Source organism: Streptomyces sp. NPDC008139 (assembly GCF_042957025.1).
GTDB lineage: Bacteria > Actinomycetota > Actinomycetes > Streptomycetales > Streptomycetaceae > Actinacidiphila.
The window spans coordinates 1-16,855 of record NZ_JBIBHM010000002.1; the positions used below are offsets into that span (position 1 = coordinate 1).

Here is a 16,855-nt window from a genome sequence, read left to right on the forward strand (position 1 = left end):
GGGGGCCACCCCCCCGCGCGGGCCCCCCGCCCCGGCCACCTCCCCCCCCGGCCGCGGCGCCCCCCCGGCCGCCCCCCCCGGGGGGGGGGGCCCCCCCGCCCCCGGGGCCGCCGTGCGTTGCGGACATATTGCGCCGCCGCCCGGCTGATTCTTGGTGTGGACATGACCAAAACCTGGGACTAGGGTGCGACTTGGTCTAGACCTGGATCGGTGTGGTCTTGTGCCGCACGGGCAGGTCCGGGCCGCGTACGACCGTAGACATCCGCGGAACTCCCCCACGTTCTCAAGGGGTACGCCATGCGCAAGAAGATCAGTGCGGCCGTGATCGGGCTCGGCGTCGCCGGTTCGTTCGTGCTCGCCACCGGAAGCGCCAGCAGTCACGGCTACATCAGCACCCCGCCCAGCCGCCAGGCGCTGTGCGCCGCCGGGACTGTCACGAACTGCGGCGACATCCAGTACGAGCCGCAGAGCGTCGAGGGCCCCAAGGGCTTCCCGGCCGGCGGTCCCGCCGACGGCAAGATCTGCAGCGGCGCCAACAGCCGCTTCGCCCAGCTCGACGACCCGCGCAACGGCGGCTGGCCCGCCACGCACGTGACAGCCGGTCAGAACTACACCTTCACCTGGAAGTTGACCGCCCGGCACTCGACGACCGACTTCTCGTACTACCTGACCAAGGCCGGGTACGACCCGAAGAAGCCGCTCACCCGGGCGATGCTCAACACCACGCCCTTCCTGAAGATCCCCTACAACGGCTCCCAGCCGCCCGCCACCGTCGTCCACCAGGGCACGATCCCCAGCGGGCTGAGCGGCAAGCAGCTCATCGTCGGCGTCTGGACCATCGCGGACACCGCGAACGCCTTCTACTCCTGTGCCGACGTGCAGTTCTGACGCACCGTCCGGGTCCTTCGCCGTCCCGCTCTCCTGACGGTGCGTCACCGTGATGCCCGGCGTGGGCAGCCGCACCCGCGCCGACGGGTAGGGCGGTGTCGAAGCCGGAACCGGGCCGTTCGGACGCCCGGACGGCGCGCGACACGACGACGAAGGCGGCAGCGGGTGCGGACACGACGGGGCGGCGACTGATGCGTAGCCTCGGCCCGAGGCGGGCGCGCGGCGGAGTGCTCGCCTCGGCGGCCCTCACGGCAGCGACGGCGCTCGCGGGAACGGGAGCGGGCGCGGATACGGCGACGGCCAACGGCGGCGGGGTACAGGATGCGGCCTTGGCCCCGGTACCGGACGTTTCCGCTGCCGCGCCCGCGCCCGGCGGCCCCGACCTGCCGGTATGGCACAGCCGCCGCGCGGCCGGGCCCGAGCGGGACGAGGAACTGCGCGCCGTGGCGGCCCGTGACTCGCTCTTCGGCGTGGCCGCCGTGCCGCACCCGCTGCCCGGCACACCCACCGCGTGGGCGGTCGGCTCGCCCCTTCCCCAGTTCCAGCCGACCTGGCGGCCGATCGTGCAGGGCTACGGCGGGGTGCCGGTGCGCTGAGCGGAAGGGGCCGCCTCCCGTGCGGGACGGCCCCCCTTGCACCGCGGCTCCTCAGGTACGGCGGGCCGCAGACCGTCACAGAGGGCGCCGACGCGATCGTCGCCCTCGCGACCGGGACGCGCGGCGCGGGCACCGGACGCTTCGTCGAGCGGACCGGCGAGATGGCCTGGTCCTGAATCCTGGGACGCGGGCTCGCGCGGGTCCCGGTCCCCACCGGCCCGTGGTCCAGGCGTCGGTTGATCGAGGTCCGGGCTGATGGAGGTCCGGGTGTGGTCGAGGTCCGAGGTGGTCGAGGCCCGCGTGCGGTCGAATCCCGAGTCCGGGCTGGTCGAGGTCCGGGCTGGTCGAGGTCCGAGGCGGTCGGGTCCGGGTTAATCGAGTGGCCCGGCGGGCGGCCTGCGGCGATGATGCCCGGATGGAACGTGACTTCGACGCGCTGGTGGCGGAGGCCGACTCGGTGTCGGTCGACGGGTGGGACTTCTCCTGGCTGGACGGGCGGGCCACCGAGCAGCGGCCGTCGTGGGGGTATCAGCGGCGGATGGGCGAGCGTCTCGGCCGGGCGTCGGCCGCGCTCGACATCCAGACCGGCGGCGGCGAAGTGCTCGCCGGGGTGCCCGCGCTGCCGCCGCTGATGGCCGCGACCGAGTCGTGGCCGCCGAATGTCGCCAAGGCGACCGCGCTGCTGCACCCGCGCGGCGCGGTCGTCGTCGCGGACACGGACGAGCCCCCGCTGCCCTTCGCCGCCGAGGCGTTCGACCTGGTGACCAGCCGCCACCCGGTGACGGTGTGGTGGGACGAGATCGCGCGCGTCCTGCGCCCCGGCGGCACGTACTTCTCCCAGCAGGTCGGCCCGGCCAGCGCGTTCGAACTCGTGGAGTTCTTCCTCGGAGAGCAGCCCGACGCGGTGCGCGGCGCGCGCCACCCCGACCTGGCGCGTGCGGGCGCCGCCGCGGCCGGACTCGAGGTGGTCGACCTGCGCGCCGAGTCGCTGCGGATGGAATTCCACGACATCGGCGCGGTCGTCTACTACCTGCGCAAGGTCATCTGGATGGTCCCCGGCTTCACGGTCGCCGAGCACCGCGATACGCTACGCGCCCTGCACGAACACATCACGTCCGAGGGGTCGTTCACGGCCACGGTGACCCGCTTCCTCATCGAGGCGCGGAAGGCGGCCTGACGCAGGGACCGCCCCCCCGCGACGCCGTCGCGGTTACGCGCGGGGCCGGTCGGTGTGGAAGGTGCCGAACGCCCCGTCGTGGTGGACCAGCGGCGACTCCGCGCCGGGACCGCCCGCGTCCTCCACATGGCCGACCACGAGGAAGTGGTCGCCGACATCGTGGACGTGCACGGTACGGGCGGTCAGCCAGGCCGGCACCCCGGACAGCAGCGGCAGCCCGCCCGTGTCCGGTGTCCAGTCCACCCCGGCGAACCGGTCCACGCCGCTGCGCGCGAAGCCCCGCGCCAGGTCCTCCTGGTCGGACCCGAGCAGATGCACGGCGAAACGGTCGGCCGACCTGACGGCGCCCGCCGTGGACGCGGTGGTGGACAAGTAGAAGGACACCAGGGCCGGTTCGAGGGACGCCGAGGTGAAGGACGTCGCGGTGAATCCCGCGGGACCCGGCACGGTCACGACGGTCACCGCCGTCGCCTGCCGCCGCAGCGTGCGCCGCAGCAGATCTGCCGGACGTACCGCTCCGGCGGCGGAACGGGTGTGATCCACGGGTGAGTTGGTGGCAGCGGCGAGCGACGGGGTCGCGGTCATGACGGGCGGTCCTTCCGGGTCGGATGCCAGGGGAGTGGCCGGACCCCTTACGGGGCCCGGCGCATGGCGGGGCGTCAGGGCGCGGCGACCGGGGTCACCGTGAGGATCGGCGGGAGCGAGGGAGCGATACGCAGGCGCTCCAGCCACTGGACGACGAGGGCGGCGACACTGCGGTGCTGGATGTCGTTGAGCACGTCGTGCCTGCCGTCCGTCACTGTGGCCAGGGTCGCCGCGGGCAGCCGCGCGGCCAGGGCGTGGGCGGCGGACGGCGCGGAGACCGGGTCGGCCGCGCCGTGCAGCACGAGGGCCGGGAACGGGAGCCCGGCCGTGAGCGCCGCGTCGGCGGCGTCGGCCAGCACGCCGGGGACGGGGGCGGCGAGGGCGCCGGAGACGAACAGCGGGTCGGCGTCCAGCCGCCCCCGGTGCGTCGGGCACGCCGTGCGTACGGCCAGCTCGTCGTCCCACCCGGCCGCCGCGCCCGGCTCCGGCGCCCCGGCGACCAGCAGCGCGTCCGGCGCGACGCCCGTACGCCCCGCGGCTGCCAGCGCGTGCAGGGCCCCGCTGTCGGAGCCGGCCAGCACCAGCGGCCTGGCCGCGCCCGCCGCGATCGCTTCGACGGCGCCCGTGACCGGCTCGGGATCGCCGTCCTCGGGCACGTCGAGTACGTGGACGACATACGCGTCGGCCGCCAGCCGTCGGCCGAACCGCTCGTACACGCCCGGGTGTTCACCGCGCCCGGGGAGCAGGACGACGGTGCCGCGGTGCGCCAGGCCCGCGGCCGGGTACCAGTCCGCGACCGGCGCGGCCTGCTCCGCCGGGCGCGGGACCCGCGGGTGCACCGGGTCGCCGGTGGCCTCGGCGAGGCCGACCGGGGCGCTCATCGGGCACCGCTCACGGCGGCGACCGCGGGAGCGGAGCCGGGCACGCTCGTCGCGTCCGCGTCCGCGTCCGCGTCCGCGTCGCGCCGGGCCACCTCGGCCCGGACCAGCGGCAGCAGGTCGCGGCCGTAGTCGATCACGTCGTCCAGCGGGTCGTAACCGCGGATCAGCAGCGTGGTGACGCCGATGTCCACGTAGTCCAGCAGCGCCTGGGCGACGGTCTCCGGCGTGCCGACCAGGGCGGTCGAATTGCCCGCCGCTCCGGTCGCCTTGGCGGTGGGGGTCCACAGCGCGCGGTCGTGCAGCTCACCCTTGGCCGCGGCGGCGAGCAGCCGCTGCGAGCCGGTGTTCTGCGGCTGGGCGTCCGGGCCGACCGGCAGGGTCGTGCGGCGGCTGCCGACGAACGAGCCAGCCGCGCCACGGGAGTTGATGGTGTCCAGGATGCGGTGCGCGCGGTCCCACGCCTCCTCCTCGGTACGGCCGAGGATCGGCCGGAAGGAGACGCTGATCCGCGGCGGCTCGGTGCGGCCCGCCGCCTCGGCCGCGGCCCGTACGGACGCGATCTGCTCCGCCGTCTCGGCCAGCGGCTCGCCCCACAGCGCGAAGACGTCGGCGTGCTTGCCGCCGACCCGGTAGGCGGCCTCGGACGAGCCGCCGAAGTACAGCGGGATGCGGGGCTCGGTGACCGGGCGCACCTCGGAGAGGTAGTCCTCGTAGTGGTAGAAGCGGCCCTTGTGGCTGACCGGTTCCGTGCTGGTCCAGGCGGACTTGAGGATGTCGAGGTACTCGTCGGTCCGCGCGTAGCGGTCGTCCTTGCCGAGGTGGTCGCCGTCCCTGCGTTGCTCGGCGTCGTGCCCGCCGGTGATGATGTGCACCGCGGTACGCCCGCCGGAGAACTGGTCGAGGGTGGCGAAGGTCCTGGCCGCCAGGGTCGGGGCGACGAAGCCGGGGCGGTGCGCCACCAGCAGCCCCAACCGCTCGGTGTGCGCGGCGACATGGGCGGCGACCTGCGTACCGTCGGGGCTGCCGGAGCCGTAGCCGATCAGGACGCGGTCGAAGCCCGCCTCCTCGTGGGCGAGGGCGAACCGCCGCGTGTAGTCGGGGTCGACGACCGGTCCGGACGGAGGACGGACCTCGGAGACGTCGCGGGTGCCGATCATGCCGATGAACTCAACAGGCATGGCTGCTGGGGCCTTTCGTGAGAGGGAGCGGAAGAGAGAGCGAGAAGGGGGGTCAGCGGGCGGACCCGCCGAGGCCGAGGGCGGCGCGCCCGGTGCCGAGCAGCACCGAGTCGTCCTGCGGGGTGTGGACGCGGGAGCACAGCACGTCCCGCAGATGGCGTTGCAGCGGGTTGCCGTTGGTCAGGCCGTTGTTGCCGATCAGCGCGACGGCCTGCTCGACCGAACCGATCGCGGCCCGGGTGCCGAGCACCTTCGCGCCGCCCGCCTCCGCGGCGGCCAGCGGATCACCGCTGTCGACGGCCTCGGCCAGCGCCACCACCAGCCTTTCCGCACCTGTCAGTTGGACCTCGATCTCGCCGACCGCGCTCTGGAAGCGCGGAAGGGTCGCCAGTGGAGCGCCGAGCGCGCTGGGCACGCGCTCGTGCAGGAAACCGGTCAGCCACCGCTGGGCGGCGCGCGCCACGCCGAGGTAGAGCGCGGTCAGGCCCAGCGAGTTCCAGGCACCGCCCACGACGTCCCGGCCGCCGTCCTGGCCGGGCTCCGCGAGTCCGGCGGTGCGGCCGAGCGGCACACGGACCGAGTCGAACAGCACGTCGTCGCTGCGGCTGGCGCGCAGCCCCAAGTGGTTCCAGGTGGGCCGCACTTCGATGCCCGGCGAGTCGGTGCGCACCAGGAACGAACCGGTACGCACCGGCTCCTCGTCGGTGCGCGCCCACACCATCATCCAGCGCAGCGCCACCGCGCCGGTCGAGAAGATCTTGTGCCCGGTCAGCTCCCAGTGGTCCTCGCGCCGCCGCGCGGTGGCCGCCGGAAGCCCGCCGCGCACCGGGCTGCCCAGATCGGGCTCCACCCGCAGGGCGTTCACCAGCGCCGGGCGCCGCGCCGACTCGGCCAGCAACTCGCCGTAGGTGTCCTGCGGCCAGTGCGGGGCACGGGCCTGCGCCGCGTGCGCGAACAGCGTCATCGACGTGACCAGCGCGACCGCCGGATCGCCGCCGCCGAGCGCCCGCAGGATGCGTACGGTATCGGCGAGACCGGCCCCCGCGCCGCCGTGGCGGCGGTCGACGGTCGCGGTGAGCAGTCCGGCGGCGTGCACGGCGGCCACGCCCTCGTGCGGGAAGCTCGCGTCCCGGTCGTGCTCACCGGCCCGCGCGGCCAGCGCCGCCGCGACCTCGGGCAGCCGGTCGTAGTCGGGTGCGGGCAGGCCGGTGGCGGCGGCGTCCGCGGGCGCGGCGGAGCCGGCGCCGGACGTGGACGCGAGGTCGGTGGTCACGGTGTGGCCTTCCTGTGGTGGGGCCGTTCGATGTGGGGGTCGCCGGGCTCGGGTGGTCCGAGGCGGCCGTACGGGCCGGGCGCGTACGTGACAGCGGTGGCCGGTCCCGCGTCGGCCGTCGAGGGTGTCGCGTGCGCCGTACGGCCCGCGCGGGGATCGTCGGCGAAGGCGGGCGGCCGGCGGACGGTCACCTCGGGCGGCGGCCCTCCGGTCCACAACTCGACCTCGACCAGCGCGTGTTGGCCGGTGCAGCCCTGGGAGAGCCGGGAGCTGGGGATGTCGGCGGTCAGCATTCTCGGACCCGCGCCAGTTCGGCGGCGGTCAGGTCAAGCGCCTCGTCCCAGCCGAGTTCCACGAAGGGCTCGTCGCCGCGCCTGGAAGTGGGACCGGGGCCGTGCTCCAGCCAGCCGCGCCGGGCGGCGGGCCGCCGGATCCGGGTGGCGTGCCGGAGCGAGCCCGGCACACCGCGCAGCAGCGGTGACGGCGAGGGGTCGGCGGGGTGCGGGACGGCGGTGACCGTGCCGTCCGCGTTCCGCCGTACCCCGAACGCCCCCCAGTGGGAGGTCGTCGGGGTGACCGCCCCGGCCCTCCTCCCCACCGAGGGCGCGCTCCCGGTCCCGGCGGTCATACGGCAGCCGCTCCGGTCAGCGCGGCGCCGTCGGTCTGCTCGCGGACCAGCCGTACCAGGGAGCCGTAGTCGCGGGCGTCCTCCAGGGGGTTGAAGCCGCGGATCAGGAGGGTGGACACGCCCAGGCCCACGTAGTCCAGCAGCGACTCGGCGACCTGCTCGTAACTGCCCACCAGCGCGGTGGAGTTGCCCGCAGCCCCGGTGACCTTGGCGACCGCGGTCCACAGCCGCTTGTCGTGCACGTCGCCCTTGGCGGCGTATTCGAGCAGCCTGCGCGAGCCCTCCTGCGCGGTGTGGTCGAGGTTGAACGCCTTGCGCACCTCGCCCGCCTTCTCCTTCGTCAGCCGCAGGACGTCCTCGGCGCGGCGCCACGCCTCGGCCTCCGTGGCGGCCGGTATCGGGCGCAGGCTGACGCTGAACCGCGGGTCGCGGCCGTACGGCGACGCCGCCGCGCGGACCTGCCGGATGCGCTCGGCGATCCCCGCGAGCGGCTCGCCCCAGAAGGCGTACACATCCGCGTGCTTGCCGCCGACCCGCACCGCGTCACCGGACGCGCCGCCGAAGTACACCGGGATCGGATCGGCCGGGCGGACCGACGACCAGCCGCCGCGCACGGTGTAGAACTCGCCCTCGTAATCGAAGGGTTCGGCCGACTCCCACTCCTTGCGCACCACGTCGAGGAACTCGTCGGTGCGCCGGTAGCGGGTCGGCTTGTCGCTCAGGTCGCCGTCCCGCGCCTGGTCGGCGTCGTCGCCTCCGGTGATGACGTGCAGCGCGACCCGGCCCGGATGGAAGGCGTCGAGCGTGGCGTACTTGCGGGCCGTGAGCGTCGGGGCGACGAAACCGGGACGGTGGGCGAGCAGCACACCGAGCCTGGTCGTACGGTTCAGGATCTGGTCGGCGACGGTGAAGCCGTCGGGGCTCGCGGAGGAGTGCGCGACCAGCACGCGGTCGAAGCCGGACTCCTCGTGCGCCAGGGCCAGTTCGGTCAAATAGCCGGGGTCGACGACAGGCCCGGACGCGGCGCCGGTCTCACTGAACTGCTGGGTGCCGGCGATGCCGATGAATTCGATGGGCACGGGGTCTCTCCCGAAGATCGTGGGGTTGCTGGTGGTGTGCGCGGGTCAGCGGGCGGCGGCGACCGGGTGGTGACAGGCGGCGGCCCGCTCGCCCGAGTGCGGCGAACTGCCCGGTTGCGTACGGCAGTCGGCGTCCGCCAGCGGGCAGCGGTGGGCGAACACGCAGGCGCTGGGGTCGGCCGCCCAGACCGGCACCTCACCGGGCGGCCCCGGCCGCTCGCGCCGCTTCGACGGATCGCGGTCCACGCGGGGCGCGGACGCGGTGAGCAGCGTGGTGTACGGGTGCAGCGGGCGAGCCAACACATCGGCGGTCGGGCCCTGTTCGACCAGCCGCCCCCGGTACAGCACCGCAATCCGGTCGGCGATCCCGGCCAGCGAGCTGAGGTCGTGCGAGATGACGACGACGGCCACGCCCAGGTCGCGGCGCAACTCGTCCAGCAGCCGCAGCACATGGTTGCGGTTCGAGGCGTCCAGCGCGCTGACCGGCTCGTCCGCCAGCAGCAACGCGGGCCGCGTGACGATCGCCCGCGCCAAGGACACGCGCTGACGCTGGCCGCCGGACAGCTGGGCCGGAATCCGGCCGCCCAAGGTGTCCGCGTCGAGCCCCACCCGGTGCAGCGCCTCCGCCACCCGGACGCGCCGCTCGGCCCGCTCCACCCCGGCGACCGCCAACGGCTCGCCCACCAGGTCGTTCACCGTCAGATCCGGGTCCAGCGACCGCAGCGGGTCCTGGAACATGTACTGCACCAGCCCGGACCGCCGGTGGTCGCGCAACTCCCGCCCGCGCAGCGCGCCGACCTCGACGCCCGCCACGCCGATCCGCCCGGCCACCACCGGCGCCAGCCCGACCACGGCCCGCGCCAGCGTCGTCTTACCCGACCCGGTCTCGCCGATCACCCCGAGGATCTGACCGGCCGTCACCTCCAGGTCAACACCGCTCAGTACGGGGGCGCTGTGGCTGTGGCCGGGGCGCCGCTGGTAGGTGACACCGAGCCCTTCGACCTGGAGCGCGGGCGCGGACGCCCGCGTCTCGCGTTCGGCGGCGGGCACCGCGGACGGCGCGACCGGCCGCTCGATGTCCGCCGTGGGCGGGGAGACGTCGGAGACCGGCGCCGTGCGGGCCGTGGGGGTGGTGGTCATGCGGGCACCTCCTGGAGGGGCGGCGGGGACAGGGCGAGTTCCGCGGCGCGTACGCAGCGGACACGGCGGCCGTCGGCGGTCGCGGTGAGCGGCACCGGCCGCGTACGGCAGCGGTCCTCGGCGAAGGCGCAGCGGTCGGCGAACCGGCAGCCGACCGGGGCCTCGCCCGCCTCGGGCGGCCGGCCGGGGATGACGGCCAGCTCGCGGCGGTTCCAGTCGCCGAGGGAGGCGACGCGCAGCAGCGCGGCGGTGTAGGGGTGCGCGGGGCGGTGGACGACGTCCTGGGTGGGGCCGTCCTCGACGATCTCGCCCGCGTAGAAGACCAGCACCCGGTCGGTGACCTCGGCGACGACGGCCAGGTCGTGGGTGACCAGCAGCAGCGCGAGACCGCGCTCGTCGCGCAACTGGGCCAGCAGGTCGAGGACTTCGGCCTGCACGACGGTGTCGAGCGCCGTCGTCGCCTCGTCCGCGACGAGCAGCCGCGGATCGCAGGCGACCGCGATGGCGATCAGGACGCGTTGCAGCATGCCGCCCGACAGCTCGTGCGGGTACCGGTGGTAGACGTCGGCGGGATCGCGCAGGCCGACCGAGGCGAAGAGCTCCACGGCCCGCTCGTGCGCCCGCGCCCGCTTCAGACCGAGGCGTACGCGCAGCGGCTCCGCGAGCTGGCGGCCCACGGTCAGCGCCGGGTTGAGATACGAGGCCGGGTCCTGGAAGACCGCGCCGAGCTCCACCCCGCGCAGCCGCTCCCACTGCCGCCGGTCGAGCGCGGTCAGCTCGGTACCGGCCGACGAGGCGGTGCCGGACGACTTCCTGGCCGAGGACTTCGCGGCCGACGCTTTGCCGAACGACCGGCTTGCGGGCGACGCCTTTCCGGCCGCCGACGCACCCGCGGCCGACGCACCGGCCGTCGCCGTACCGACCGCTTCCGTACCGTCAAGATCCGCTCCGGCCAGCACCGCGCTGCCCGCCGACACCTCGCAGCCGGGCGGCAGCACGCCGAGCAGCGAGCGGCAGGTCAGCGTCTTGCCGCTGCCCGACTCGCCGACGACGCCGACCGCCTCGCCCGCGTGGACGGTGAAGGACACGTCGCGGACGGCCTCGGCGCGACCGCCGGAGACGGTGATGTGCAGCCCGTCCACGGTGAGTACGGGTCCGGTCGCACCGATGGTGCGGGCGCGGCCCGGCTCAGACAGCGATGAGACGGTCATCGGCCTTCCTCCCCTGGGGTTCGCGGGCGGCTCGCGGCTCGGCCCCGACATCGGCGCCGCTGTCCCGTACGGCGTCCGCGAGCAGATTGAGCGCGCCGACGGTGATCATGATCAGGACGCCGGGCAGGGCGGGCGCCCACGGCTGCTGGGCGAGATAGCCCAGGTCGCTGGCGAGCATGCCGCCCCAGGTCGGGGCGGGCGGCTGGACGCCGACGCCGAGGAAGGTCAGCGAGGCGACGGTCAGCAGGGCCGTCGCCAGCGCGTGGGCCGTGGTCACGGCGATCGTCGGCAGCACCTTCGCGGCGATGTGGGTCCGCAGGATCCGGCCGCGCGAGGCGCCCATCAGCTCCGCGGCCTCCACGTACTGGGCCTGCTTCAGGCCCAGCGCGGCGGCGCGGGACACCCGGAAGAACAGCGGGGCCAGCAGCACGCCGAGCGCGAGCATCGCCTGGTTGAGGCCGTTGCCGAAGACGCCGATCGCGGCGATGGCGAAGAGCGTGAACGGCAGCGTCATCAGCGCGTCCACCGCGCGCAGCGCGGCCCACTCGAAGCCGCGGCCGAGCCACAGCGACGCGAGGCCCGGCACGACGCCGAGGACCATCGCCGCGCCGACCGACTCGACCGCGCCGAGCACGGAGCGGCCGGTGCCCGCCAGCAGCCTGCTCAGGACGTCCCTGCCGAGGTAGTCCGTCCCCAACAGGTGGGATCCGCTGGGGCCTTGGAGCACCCGAGCGGTGTCCTGCGCGAGCGGGTCCTGCGGGGCGATCACCCCGCCGAGCACCGCGAGCAGGGCGACGACGGCGAGTACGGCCAGTGCGAAACGGGCGGCGGGCACCCGCCCGGTGCGGCGCAGCGTCCTCATGAGGCACCGCCACGTGACGCACCGTCTGCGAGCGCGCCGTCTCCCGATGCCGCGTTCGCCTTGGAACGGCCCCTGCGCGCGGCCGGGTTGAGCGCCAGCAGACCGGCGTTGATCGCGATGTTGGCGAGCAGGACCACCGCCACCGTGACCAGCAGCGTGCCCTGGATGACCGGCACATCGTGCTGCTGTGCGGCCTGGAGGGAGAGCTGCGCGATACCGGGCAGGTTGAAGATCCGCTCGGTGACCACCGCGCCGCCGATCAGCATCGGCACGCTCATGCCGAGCACGGTGAGCGCGGGTCCCGCCGCGTTGCGCAGCACGTGCCCGAAGAGCACCCGCCGGGCCGACAGGCCGCGCATCATCGCGCCCGTCACGTAATTCGCCCGCAACTCCCCGACCAGCGAGGCCCGTAGCTGCCGGGCCACATTCGCCGCGGCGTCCAGGCTGAGCGCGAAGGCGGGCAGCGCCGCGAGGCGCAGCCACTGCGCCGGATCGTCGCCGAAGGCGGTGTAGCCGCCGGACGGCAGCCACCCGAGCTTCACCGACACCACCGCGATCAGACCGATCGCGACGACGAAGGCGGGCAGCGTACCGAGCACCGAGCAGGCCGCGGTGATCGCGCGGTCCAGCCGCCCGCCGTTGCTGTACGCGGCGGCGATCCCGCCCGCCGCGCCGAGCAGCACGGCGATCACCAGGGCGAGACCGGCGATCGACAGGTCCACCGGCAGCGCCCGGAAGACGCTGTCGGAGACCGGGAGCGTGGTGAACCAGGAGCGGCCGAGATCGCCGGTCAGGGCGTGGCCGAGCCAGCTCACGTACTGCACCGGCAGCGGCCGGTCCAGGCCGAAGGCGTGGTTCATCCGGTCGATGTCGGCGGGCGTGGCGGTCTCGCCGAGCACCGCCGCGCCGGGGTTGGCGTTCGACAGCGCGCCGAGCCCGAAGGTCAGCAGCGACGACAGCAGGAACACGGTGGCGGTGGTGAGCACCGCGGAACCGATCGGCCGCGGCGCGATCAGCGCCCTGCGGGCCCGTGCCGACCGCCGCCGGGGCAGCGCAGCGGCGAGCGCCGTCATCCGACGGTCACCCCTTCGAAGCGCTGCACCACCGTGGTCTCGGGCAGCGCCGACACCCCGCGGGCCCTGGCGAGGATGCGCGGCACCGTGAAGAGGAAGACGTTCGGCGTGGTGCGCACCGCGGTGGCGCTCGCGGCCTGGAGGACCTTCGGGTAGTCGGGGGAGTCGAGCGGAGTGCGGGTCACCTTGTCGATGGCGGCGGCCAGCTCCGGCGGGGTGGTGCGGCCCGGATTCATCAACCCCTGCTCGCCGAAGAGCACTTGGAACGCCTGCACGGCGGAGTCGCGGCCCGCGAACTGGTCGACGGCCAACTGCCGGTCGTGCTGGATGTAGATGATCTGGGTGAACTGCGCCTCGGGGATGACCTCGATCTTCGCGTTGATCCCGACCTTCTTGAGCTGCGCCTGGATCTGCTCGGGCTCGCCCTGCGCGGCGCCCGTGGTCAGCGTGAGGTCCAGGCCGCCCGCGTGCCCGGCCTCCGCGAGCAACCGCTTGGCCTTCTCCGGGTCGTACGGGAACAGATTCGCGCTGGCCGGGTCGTACCCCGCGTAGCCCTTCGGGAAGGGCTGGTAGCTGACCTCGCCGTGGCCGAACGCCTGGGTTTTCAGCAGCGCTTCGCGGTCGATCGCGTACTTCAGCGCCTGGACCACCTTGGGGTCGTCGAACGGCGCCTTGCTGCTGTTCACATCCAGGGTGGCGACCACCATCGAGGGAATGACCTGCACTTCGAGCCCGGCCGCCTTGGCCGCCTCGACCTGGCTGCCCGGGATCTGCGCCACGTTGTACTGCCCCGACTGGAGCGCCGCGACGACCGTGGAGGCGTCGGGCAGCGGGTACAGCTCGAAGTTGTTCAGCTTGATCGAGGCCGCGTCCCAGTACGTGGGGTTGCGCCGCAGGACGGCCTTGGCATTCTGGGTGTACGAGGTCAGCGTGAAGGGTCCCGAGCCGGCCGGTTTGGAGGCGATGCCCGCGGCGTCCGAGGTGAAGGCGGCCGGGTTGACGACCATCCCGGTCTTGCCCGCCAGCAGGTTGGGGAGCTGGTAATCCGCGTGCGTCAGGTCGATCACGACGGTCGAGGCGTTCGGCGCGGACACCGCCTTGACCGAGCTGAGCTGCGGTGCGACCAGCGACTTGGGGTCGGTACGGCCGCGGTCGAGGCTCTTCTTGACGGCGGTGGCGTCCAGCGCGGAGCCGTCCGAGAAGGTCAGTCCGGGACGGAGGGTGAAGGTCACCTGCGTGCCCAGGGCGTTGTACTTCCACGCGCTGGCGAGCGCCGGTACGGCCGCGCCGTGCGGGTCGAGCTTCGTGAGGCCCGCGTAGACCAGGGAGAGCGAGTGCACGTCCCATCCGGCGGAGGAGAAGACCGGGTCCCACGAAGTGGGCAGCGCCCAGCCCCACTTGAGGACGGAGGAGCCCGCGCTGCTCCCCAAGGTACCGCTGCCACTGCCGCAGGCCGCGAGCGCCAGGGCGGCGCCCGCGCCGAGGCCGAGCCCGAGGAAGGAGCGTCTGCTCGGGGAGGAGGGGAGAGAACTGGTCACGGCGGCACGGTTCATGACGAGGCGTCACCTTTCGAGGGTGCGTTTCGAGGGGGTGCCCTCGACGGTGAGGGCGGCGCGATGGGGGCGGCGTACGGCGTGCCGTTCCGCTCGGCGACGGCCAGGAGACCGGCGCGCCGAGGACGGAGGCGGCACGGATCGCGGTGCGGCGGCATGGCGGCGGCACTGTGCGGTGGGCGTGACGGGGGTGTGCCGCGCCGGGGGCGGATGCCTCAGGCGGTTACGGCGGGGGTCATGGCGTAGACGTCACGGGACGACGGGGCCACGGAGGGACGAGCGGGAGGACGCGTGGGCGGGGCGCACGGGCCTGGACACAGGCCGACCGACTCGGGGCCTGGGGTCTGCGGGGCGGTCAGGCGCCGCGCGAGGGCCACGGGCGTACGGTCAGCGACAGAGAGCGCTGCTGGTACGCAGGAAGTCCACGTAGCGGCACACCACACCGGGGTGCGTCGTAAGCATGTGCCCATCCTGACTGCCGGGGTGAGCCGATGTCAATGGACACCAAAAGGTGTCTCATTCGGTGGAACGGTGACCGCGTACGAAAGACCCGCTGGTCAACGCGGCAGCGGGGGTACGGATACGGGGGCCGGGTATGCCGCGGCCTCGGCCGGGTGGAGCCACAGCGGGCCGTTCCCGGTGGCCACCAGGACGGCCGACGCGGGCGGCGTGACCCCCGGCGCCAGCAGCTCCCACTCCGGCCCGGTCAGGCTGCGGTGGTATGTCAACAGGGCCTCGGCGGAAGGCTGTTCGGCCGACACGGACACGCCGGGTGCGACCGCGAGCGCCGCCTCCAGATAGCTCGCCGCCGGTCGCCTGCCGGGCACCACGCGACGCCCGAGCGGCCCGGTCAGCACGACGGTGGGCAGCGCGTACCGCAGCTCTCCCGAGGGGGTCTCCTTGGCGGTGCCCGGATGCGGCCCCGCCGCTGTGACGGCCAGCACATCGGCCAGCGGGGCGCGCGTCTCGCGGTGGTCGGCCGTCACGGCCGCGAGCACACGGGGGGACGCGGCGTCGGCGGCCAGGCGTACGGGGTCGAGACCGGGCACGCCGTCGGCGGCGGCCAGCGCCAAGTCCAGTGTGTCGGCGGGCTCGCCGGTCACGAACACCGTCTCGCGCAGCCGCCGCAGCACTCGCTCGGCCACCTGCCCGCCCTGCGCCTCGGCCGCCTTGGCGACCAGCGAGGCGGGCCAGCTCGTCGCCGCCACCCGGCTCAGCCGCACCGCGTGCGGAGCCCCGGTGTGCCCGCTGATCTCCCGGACGAAGCCCTCGTACCACCGGGTCTCGGCCGCCGGATCGGGCGCCGGGTCGTCGTCGGTGTCGAAGAGGATGCCGAACACCCGCCGCCACGACGCCTGTTCGCCGAGCGCGGCCCGCAGCGCGCGGAAGACGGGCTCGGAGCCCCACGCCCACGGACAGAGCGGATCGGTGTACTCGGTGACCTGGAGGCGGTCGGTGCCACCGGGCGGCGGGGGACCGGTCATGCCACGCCCGCCAGGCGGTCCTCGCCCGCCGAAGGGGCGGCCGAAGCGGCGTCCGGCCCGGAGGCCTGTGCGCCACCGGCCGCGGCCGACCCGGATGGCAGCAACGCCGCGATCGTCACCCCGGCCAGCACGGCGGCGGCGCCCTCCTCGATCGTGCGCCACACACTCGGCAGGCCCGTGGCGGGCGTCGGATAGGCCAGCTCGGCCAACGGCTCGCCGCGCAGCGTGATCACCTCGCCGTCCACGGCGCGCACCACGTCGAGCAGCGTGATCTCGGCGGCGGGTCTGGTCAGCCAGTAACCGCCCTCGCAGCCGCGCTGGCTGCGCACCAGCCCCGCCCGCCGCAGCTCGCCGACCACGGACTTCAGGAATCGGAACGGAATCTCCTGCGAGGAGGCGATGGCCTCGCAGGTCAGCGGGCGGTCGATGTCGCAGGCCAGCTCCATGAGGGCCCGCGCGGCGTAGTCCGCCTTCGCGGAGATATGCATGGCTCCAGTATGGCTCGCCGGACGGCGGAAGTCGGCACCGCGACCGGCTCCACCAGCCACAGAAGGGTGTGTCTGTGCAGGTGAACCGCAATGGACACCTCTTGACATCTTTTCCGGGCGCCCTCTAGCGTCGTCTGCCATGAGCGATCAGCCGACCATCGCCGGTGAGGGATTCCATCCGCATCTCCCGGCCGGTTCCGACCCTTCGCACGGCTCGCTGCGCAGCCGACTGCACCACATCAAGTCCGACGGCCTCGACGGCGACACCGCGCAGACCGGCGGCATGCGGCGGTTCGCGGCGATCAGCGGCGGGACCGTCGGGTCCGAACGGCTGTGGATGGGCCAGACCCATGTCGCCCCCGCCACCGCCTCCTCCGACCACCACCACGGCGAGTCGGAGACCGCGATCTATGTCGTCAGCGGACGGCCGGAGTTCGTCTTCGTGGACGACTCCGGCGGCGAGCCCGAGGAGGTACGGCTGCGCGCCGCGCCCGGCGACTACATCTTCGTACCCCCCTTCGTGCCGCACCGCGAGGAGAACCCCGACGACTCCGAGGAGGCCGTGGTCGTCATCGCCCGCAGCACCCAGGAGGCGATCGTGGTGAACCTCCCGAGCCTGTACGCGCTTCCGGGTGACGGCTCCTGACGAGCCGTCACCCGGAAGGTCACGCGAACCGGTCACCGAGACCGGTCACCGGGGCCGGTGCCGTTGCGTGTGTCCGAGACCGGCGGCCGAGGTCAGTCGTTGACCAGGTCGAA

18 protein-coding genes are annotated in these 16,855 nt (G+C 74.1%); 4 read left to right on the forward strand and 14 right to left on the reverse strand.

The features are described from left to right. The first annotated feature begins 297 nt into the window (after positions 1-297). The 3 genes from ACFZBB_RS03900 (at position 298) to ACFZBB_RS03910 (ending at position 2,661) form a co-directional block, all read left to right on the forward strand. Complete coding sequence (locus ACFZBB_RS03900; protein ID WP_391117540.1) at positions 298-888, forward strand: lytic polysaccharide monooxygenase; 591 nt, start codon at positions 298-300, stop codon at positions 886-888. Between the two features lie 329 nt (positions 889-1,217). Continuing rightward, positions 1,218-1,484: a hypothetical protein gene (locus ACFZBB_RS03905; RefSeq protein WP_391117543.1), complete on the forward strand. Its 267-nt coding sequence runs from the start codon at positions 1,218-1,220 to the stop codon at positions 1,482-1,484. Between the two features lie 415 nt (positions 1,485-1,899). After that, positions 1,900-2,661: a methyltransferase domain-containing protein gene (locus ACFZBB_RS03910; protein ID WP_391117545.1), complete on the forward strand. Its 762-nt coding sequence runs from the start codon at positions 1,900-1,902 to the stop codon at positions 2,659-2,661. A gap of 33 nt (positions 2,662-2,694) precedes the next feature. On the opposite strand, the gene ACFZBB_RS03915 is transcribed toward ACFZBB_RS03910, so the two are convergent. The 14 genes from ACFZBB_RS03915 to ACFZBB_RS03980 form a co-directional block, all read right to left on the reverse strand. Continuing rightward, on the reverse strand, positions 2,695-3,246 hold the full coding sequence (locus ACFZBB_RS03915) for a flavin reductase (RefSeq protein ID WP_391117547.1): 552 nt from the start codon (positions 3,244-3,246) through the stop codon (positions 2,695-2,697). Between the two features lie 74 nt (positions 3,247-3,320). After that, a complete protein-coding gene (locus ACFZBB_RS03920; protein WP_391117549.1) occupies positions 3,321-4,127 on the reverse strand; it encodes a serine aminopeptidase domain-containing protein in 807 nt (268 codons plus the stop codon). Continuing rightward, on the reverse strand, positions 4,124-5,305 hold the full coding sequence (locus tag ACFZBB_RS03925) for an LLM class flavin-dependent oxidoreductase (RefSeq protein ID WP_391117551.1): 1,182 nt from the start codon (positions 5,303-5,305) through the stop codon (positions 4,124-4,126). The genes ACFZBB_RS03920 and ACFZBB_RS03925 overlap by 4 nt, the downstream gene beginning before the upstream one ends. A gap of 52 nt (positions 5,306-5,357) precedes the next feature. Then, positions 5,358-6,578 carry an acyl-CoA dehydrogenase family protein gene (locus tag ACFZBB_RS03930; RefSeq protein ID WP_391117553.1) on the reverse strand — a complete coding sequence of 407 codons (1,221 nt, stop codon included), beginning with the start codon at positions 6,576-6,578 and terminating at the stop codon, positions 5,358-5,360. After that, the gene (locus ACFZBB_RS03935) at positions 6,575-6,871 is read right to left on the reverse strand and encodes a hypothetical protein (protein WP_391117555.1); all 297 of its coding nucleotides are present in this window, start codon (positions 6,869-6,871) and stop codon (positions 6,575-6,577) included. Before ACFZBB_RS03935 ends, ACFZBB_RS03930 begins: the two co-directional genes overlap by 4 nt. Next, the gene (locus ACFZBB_RS03940) at positions 6,865-7,206 is read right to left on the reverse strand and encodes a hypothetical protein (RefSeq protein WP_391117557.1); all 342 of its coding nucleotides are present in this window, start codon (positions 7,204-7,206) and stop codon (positions 6,865-6,867) included. The genes ACFZBB_RS03935 and ACFZBB_RS03940 overlap by 7 nt, the downstream gene beginning before the upstream one ends. Then, positions 7,203-8,285, reverse strand: coding sequence for an LLM class flavin-dependent oxidoreductase (locus ACFZBB_RS03945; RefSeq protein WP_391117559.1), 1,083 nt, complete (start codon positions 8,283-8,285; stop codon positions 7,203-7,205). Before ACFZBB_RS03945 ends, ACFZBB_RS03940 begins: the two co-directional genes overlap by 4 nt. A gap of 45 nt (positions 8,286-8,330) precedes the next feature. Beyond that, entirely contained in the window at positions 8,331-9,425 is a 1,095-nt protein-coding gene (locus ACFZBB_RS03950; RefSeq protein WP_391117561.1) for an oligopeptide/dipeptide ABC transporter ATP-binding protein, read from the reverse strand. After that, a complete protein-coding gene (locus ACFZBB_RS03955; RefSeq protein WP_391117563.1) occupies positions 9,422-10,636 on the reverse strand; it encodes an oligopeptide/dipeptide ABC transporter ATP-binding protein in 1,215 nt (404 codons plus the stop codon). The genes ACFZBB_RS03950 and ACFZBB_RS03955 overlap by 4 nt, the downstream gene beginning before the upstream one ends. After that, positions 10,614-11,498 carry an ABC transporter permease subunit gene (locus tag ACFZBB_RS03960; protein ID WP_391117565.1) on the reverse strand — a complete coding sequence of 295 codons (885 nt, stop codon included), beginning with the start codon at positions 11,496-11,498 and terminating at the stop codon, positions 10,614-10,616. The genes ACFZBB_RS03955 and ACFZBB_RS03960 overlap by 23 nt, the downstream gene beginning before the upstream one ends. Beyond that, positions 11,495-12,571: an ABC transporter permease subunit gene (locus tag ACFZBB_RS03965; RefSeq protein WP_391117567.1), complete on the reverse strand. Its 1,077-nt coding sequence runs from the start codon at positions 12,569-12,571 to the stop codon at positions 11,495-11,497. Before ACFZBB_RS03965 ends, ACFZBB_RS03960 begins: the two co-directional genes overlap by 4 nt. Further along, positions 12,568-14,109 carry an ABC transporter substrate-binding protein gene (locus tag ACFZBB_RS03970; RefSeq protein WP_391117569.1) on the reverse strand — a complete coding sequence of 514 codons (1,542 nt, stop codon included), beginning with the start codon at positions 14,107-14,109 and terminating at the stop codon, positions 12,568-12,570. The genes ACFZBB_RS03965 and ACFZBB_RS03970 overlap by 4 nt, the downstream gene beginning before the upstream one ends. 572 nt (positions 14,110-14,681) lie before the next feature. Further along, positions 14,682-15,608: a DsbA family protein gene (locus ACFZBB_RS03975; RefSeq protein WP_391117571.1), complete on the reverse strand. Its 927-nt coding sequence runs from the start codon at positions 15,606-15,608 to the stop codon at positions 14,682-14,684. Beyond that, the gene (locus ACFZBB_RS03980) at positions 15,605-16,096 is read right to left on the reverse strand and encodes an Rrf2 family transcriptional regulator (RefSeq protein ID WP_391117573.1); all 492 of its coding nucleotides are present in this window, start codon (positions 16,094-16,096) and stop codon (positions 15,605-15,607) included. Before ACFZBB_RS03980 ends, ACFZBB_RS03975 begins: the two co-directional genes overlap by 4 nt. A 139-nt stretch (positions 16,097-16,235) precedes the next feature. Between ACFZBB_RS03980 and ACFZBB_RS03985 the strand changes: the two genes are divergently transcribed. Next, a complete protein-coding gene (locus ACFZBB_RS03985; protein WP_391117575.1) occupies positions 16,236-16,742 on the forward strand; it encodes a cupin domain-containing protein in 507 nt (168 codons plus the stop codon). Positions 16,743-16,855 lie beyond the last annotated feature (113 nt).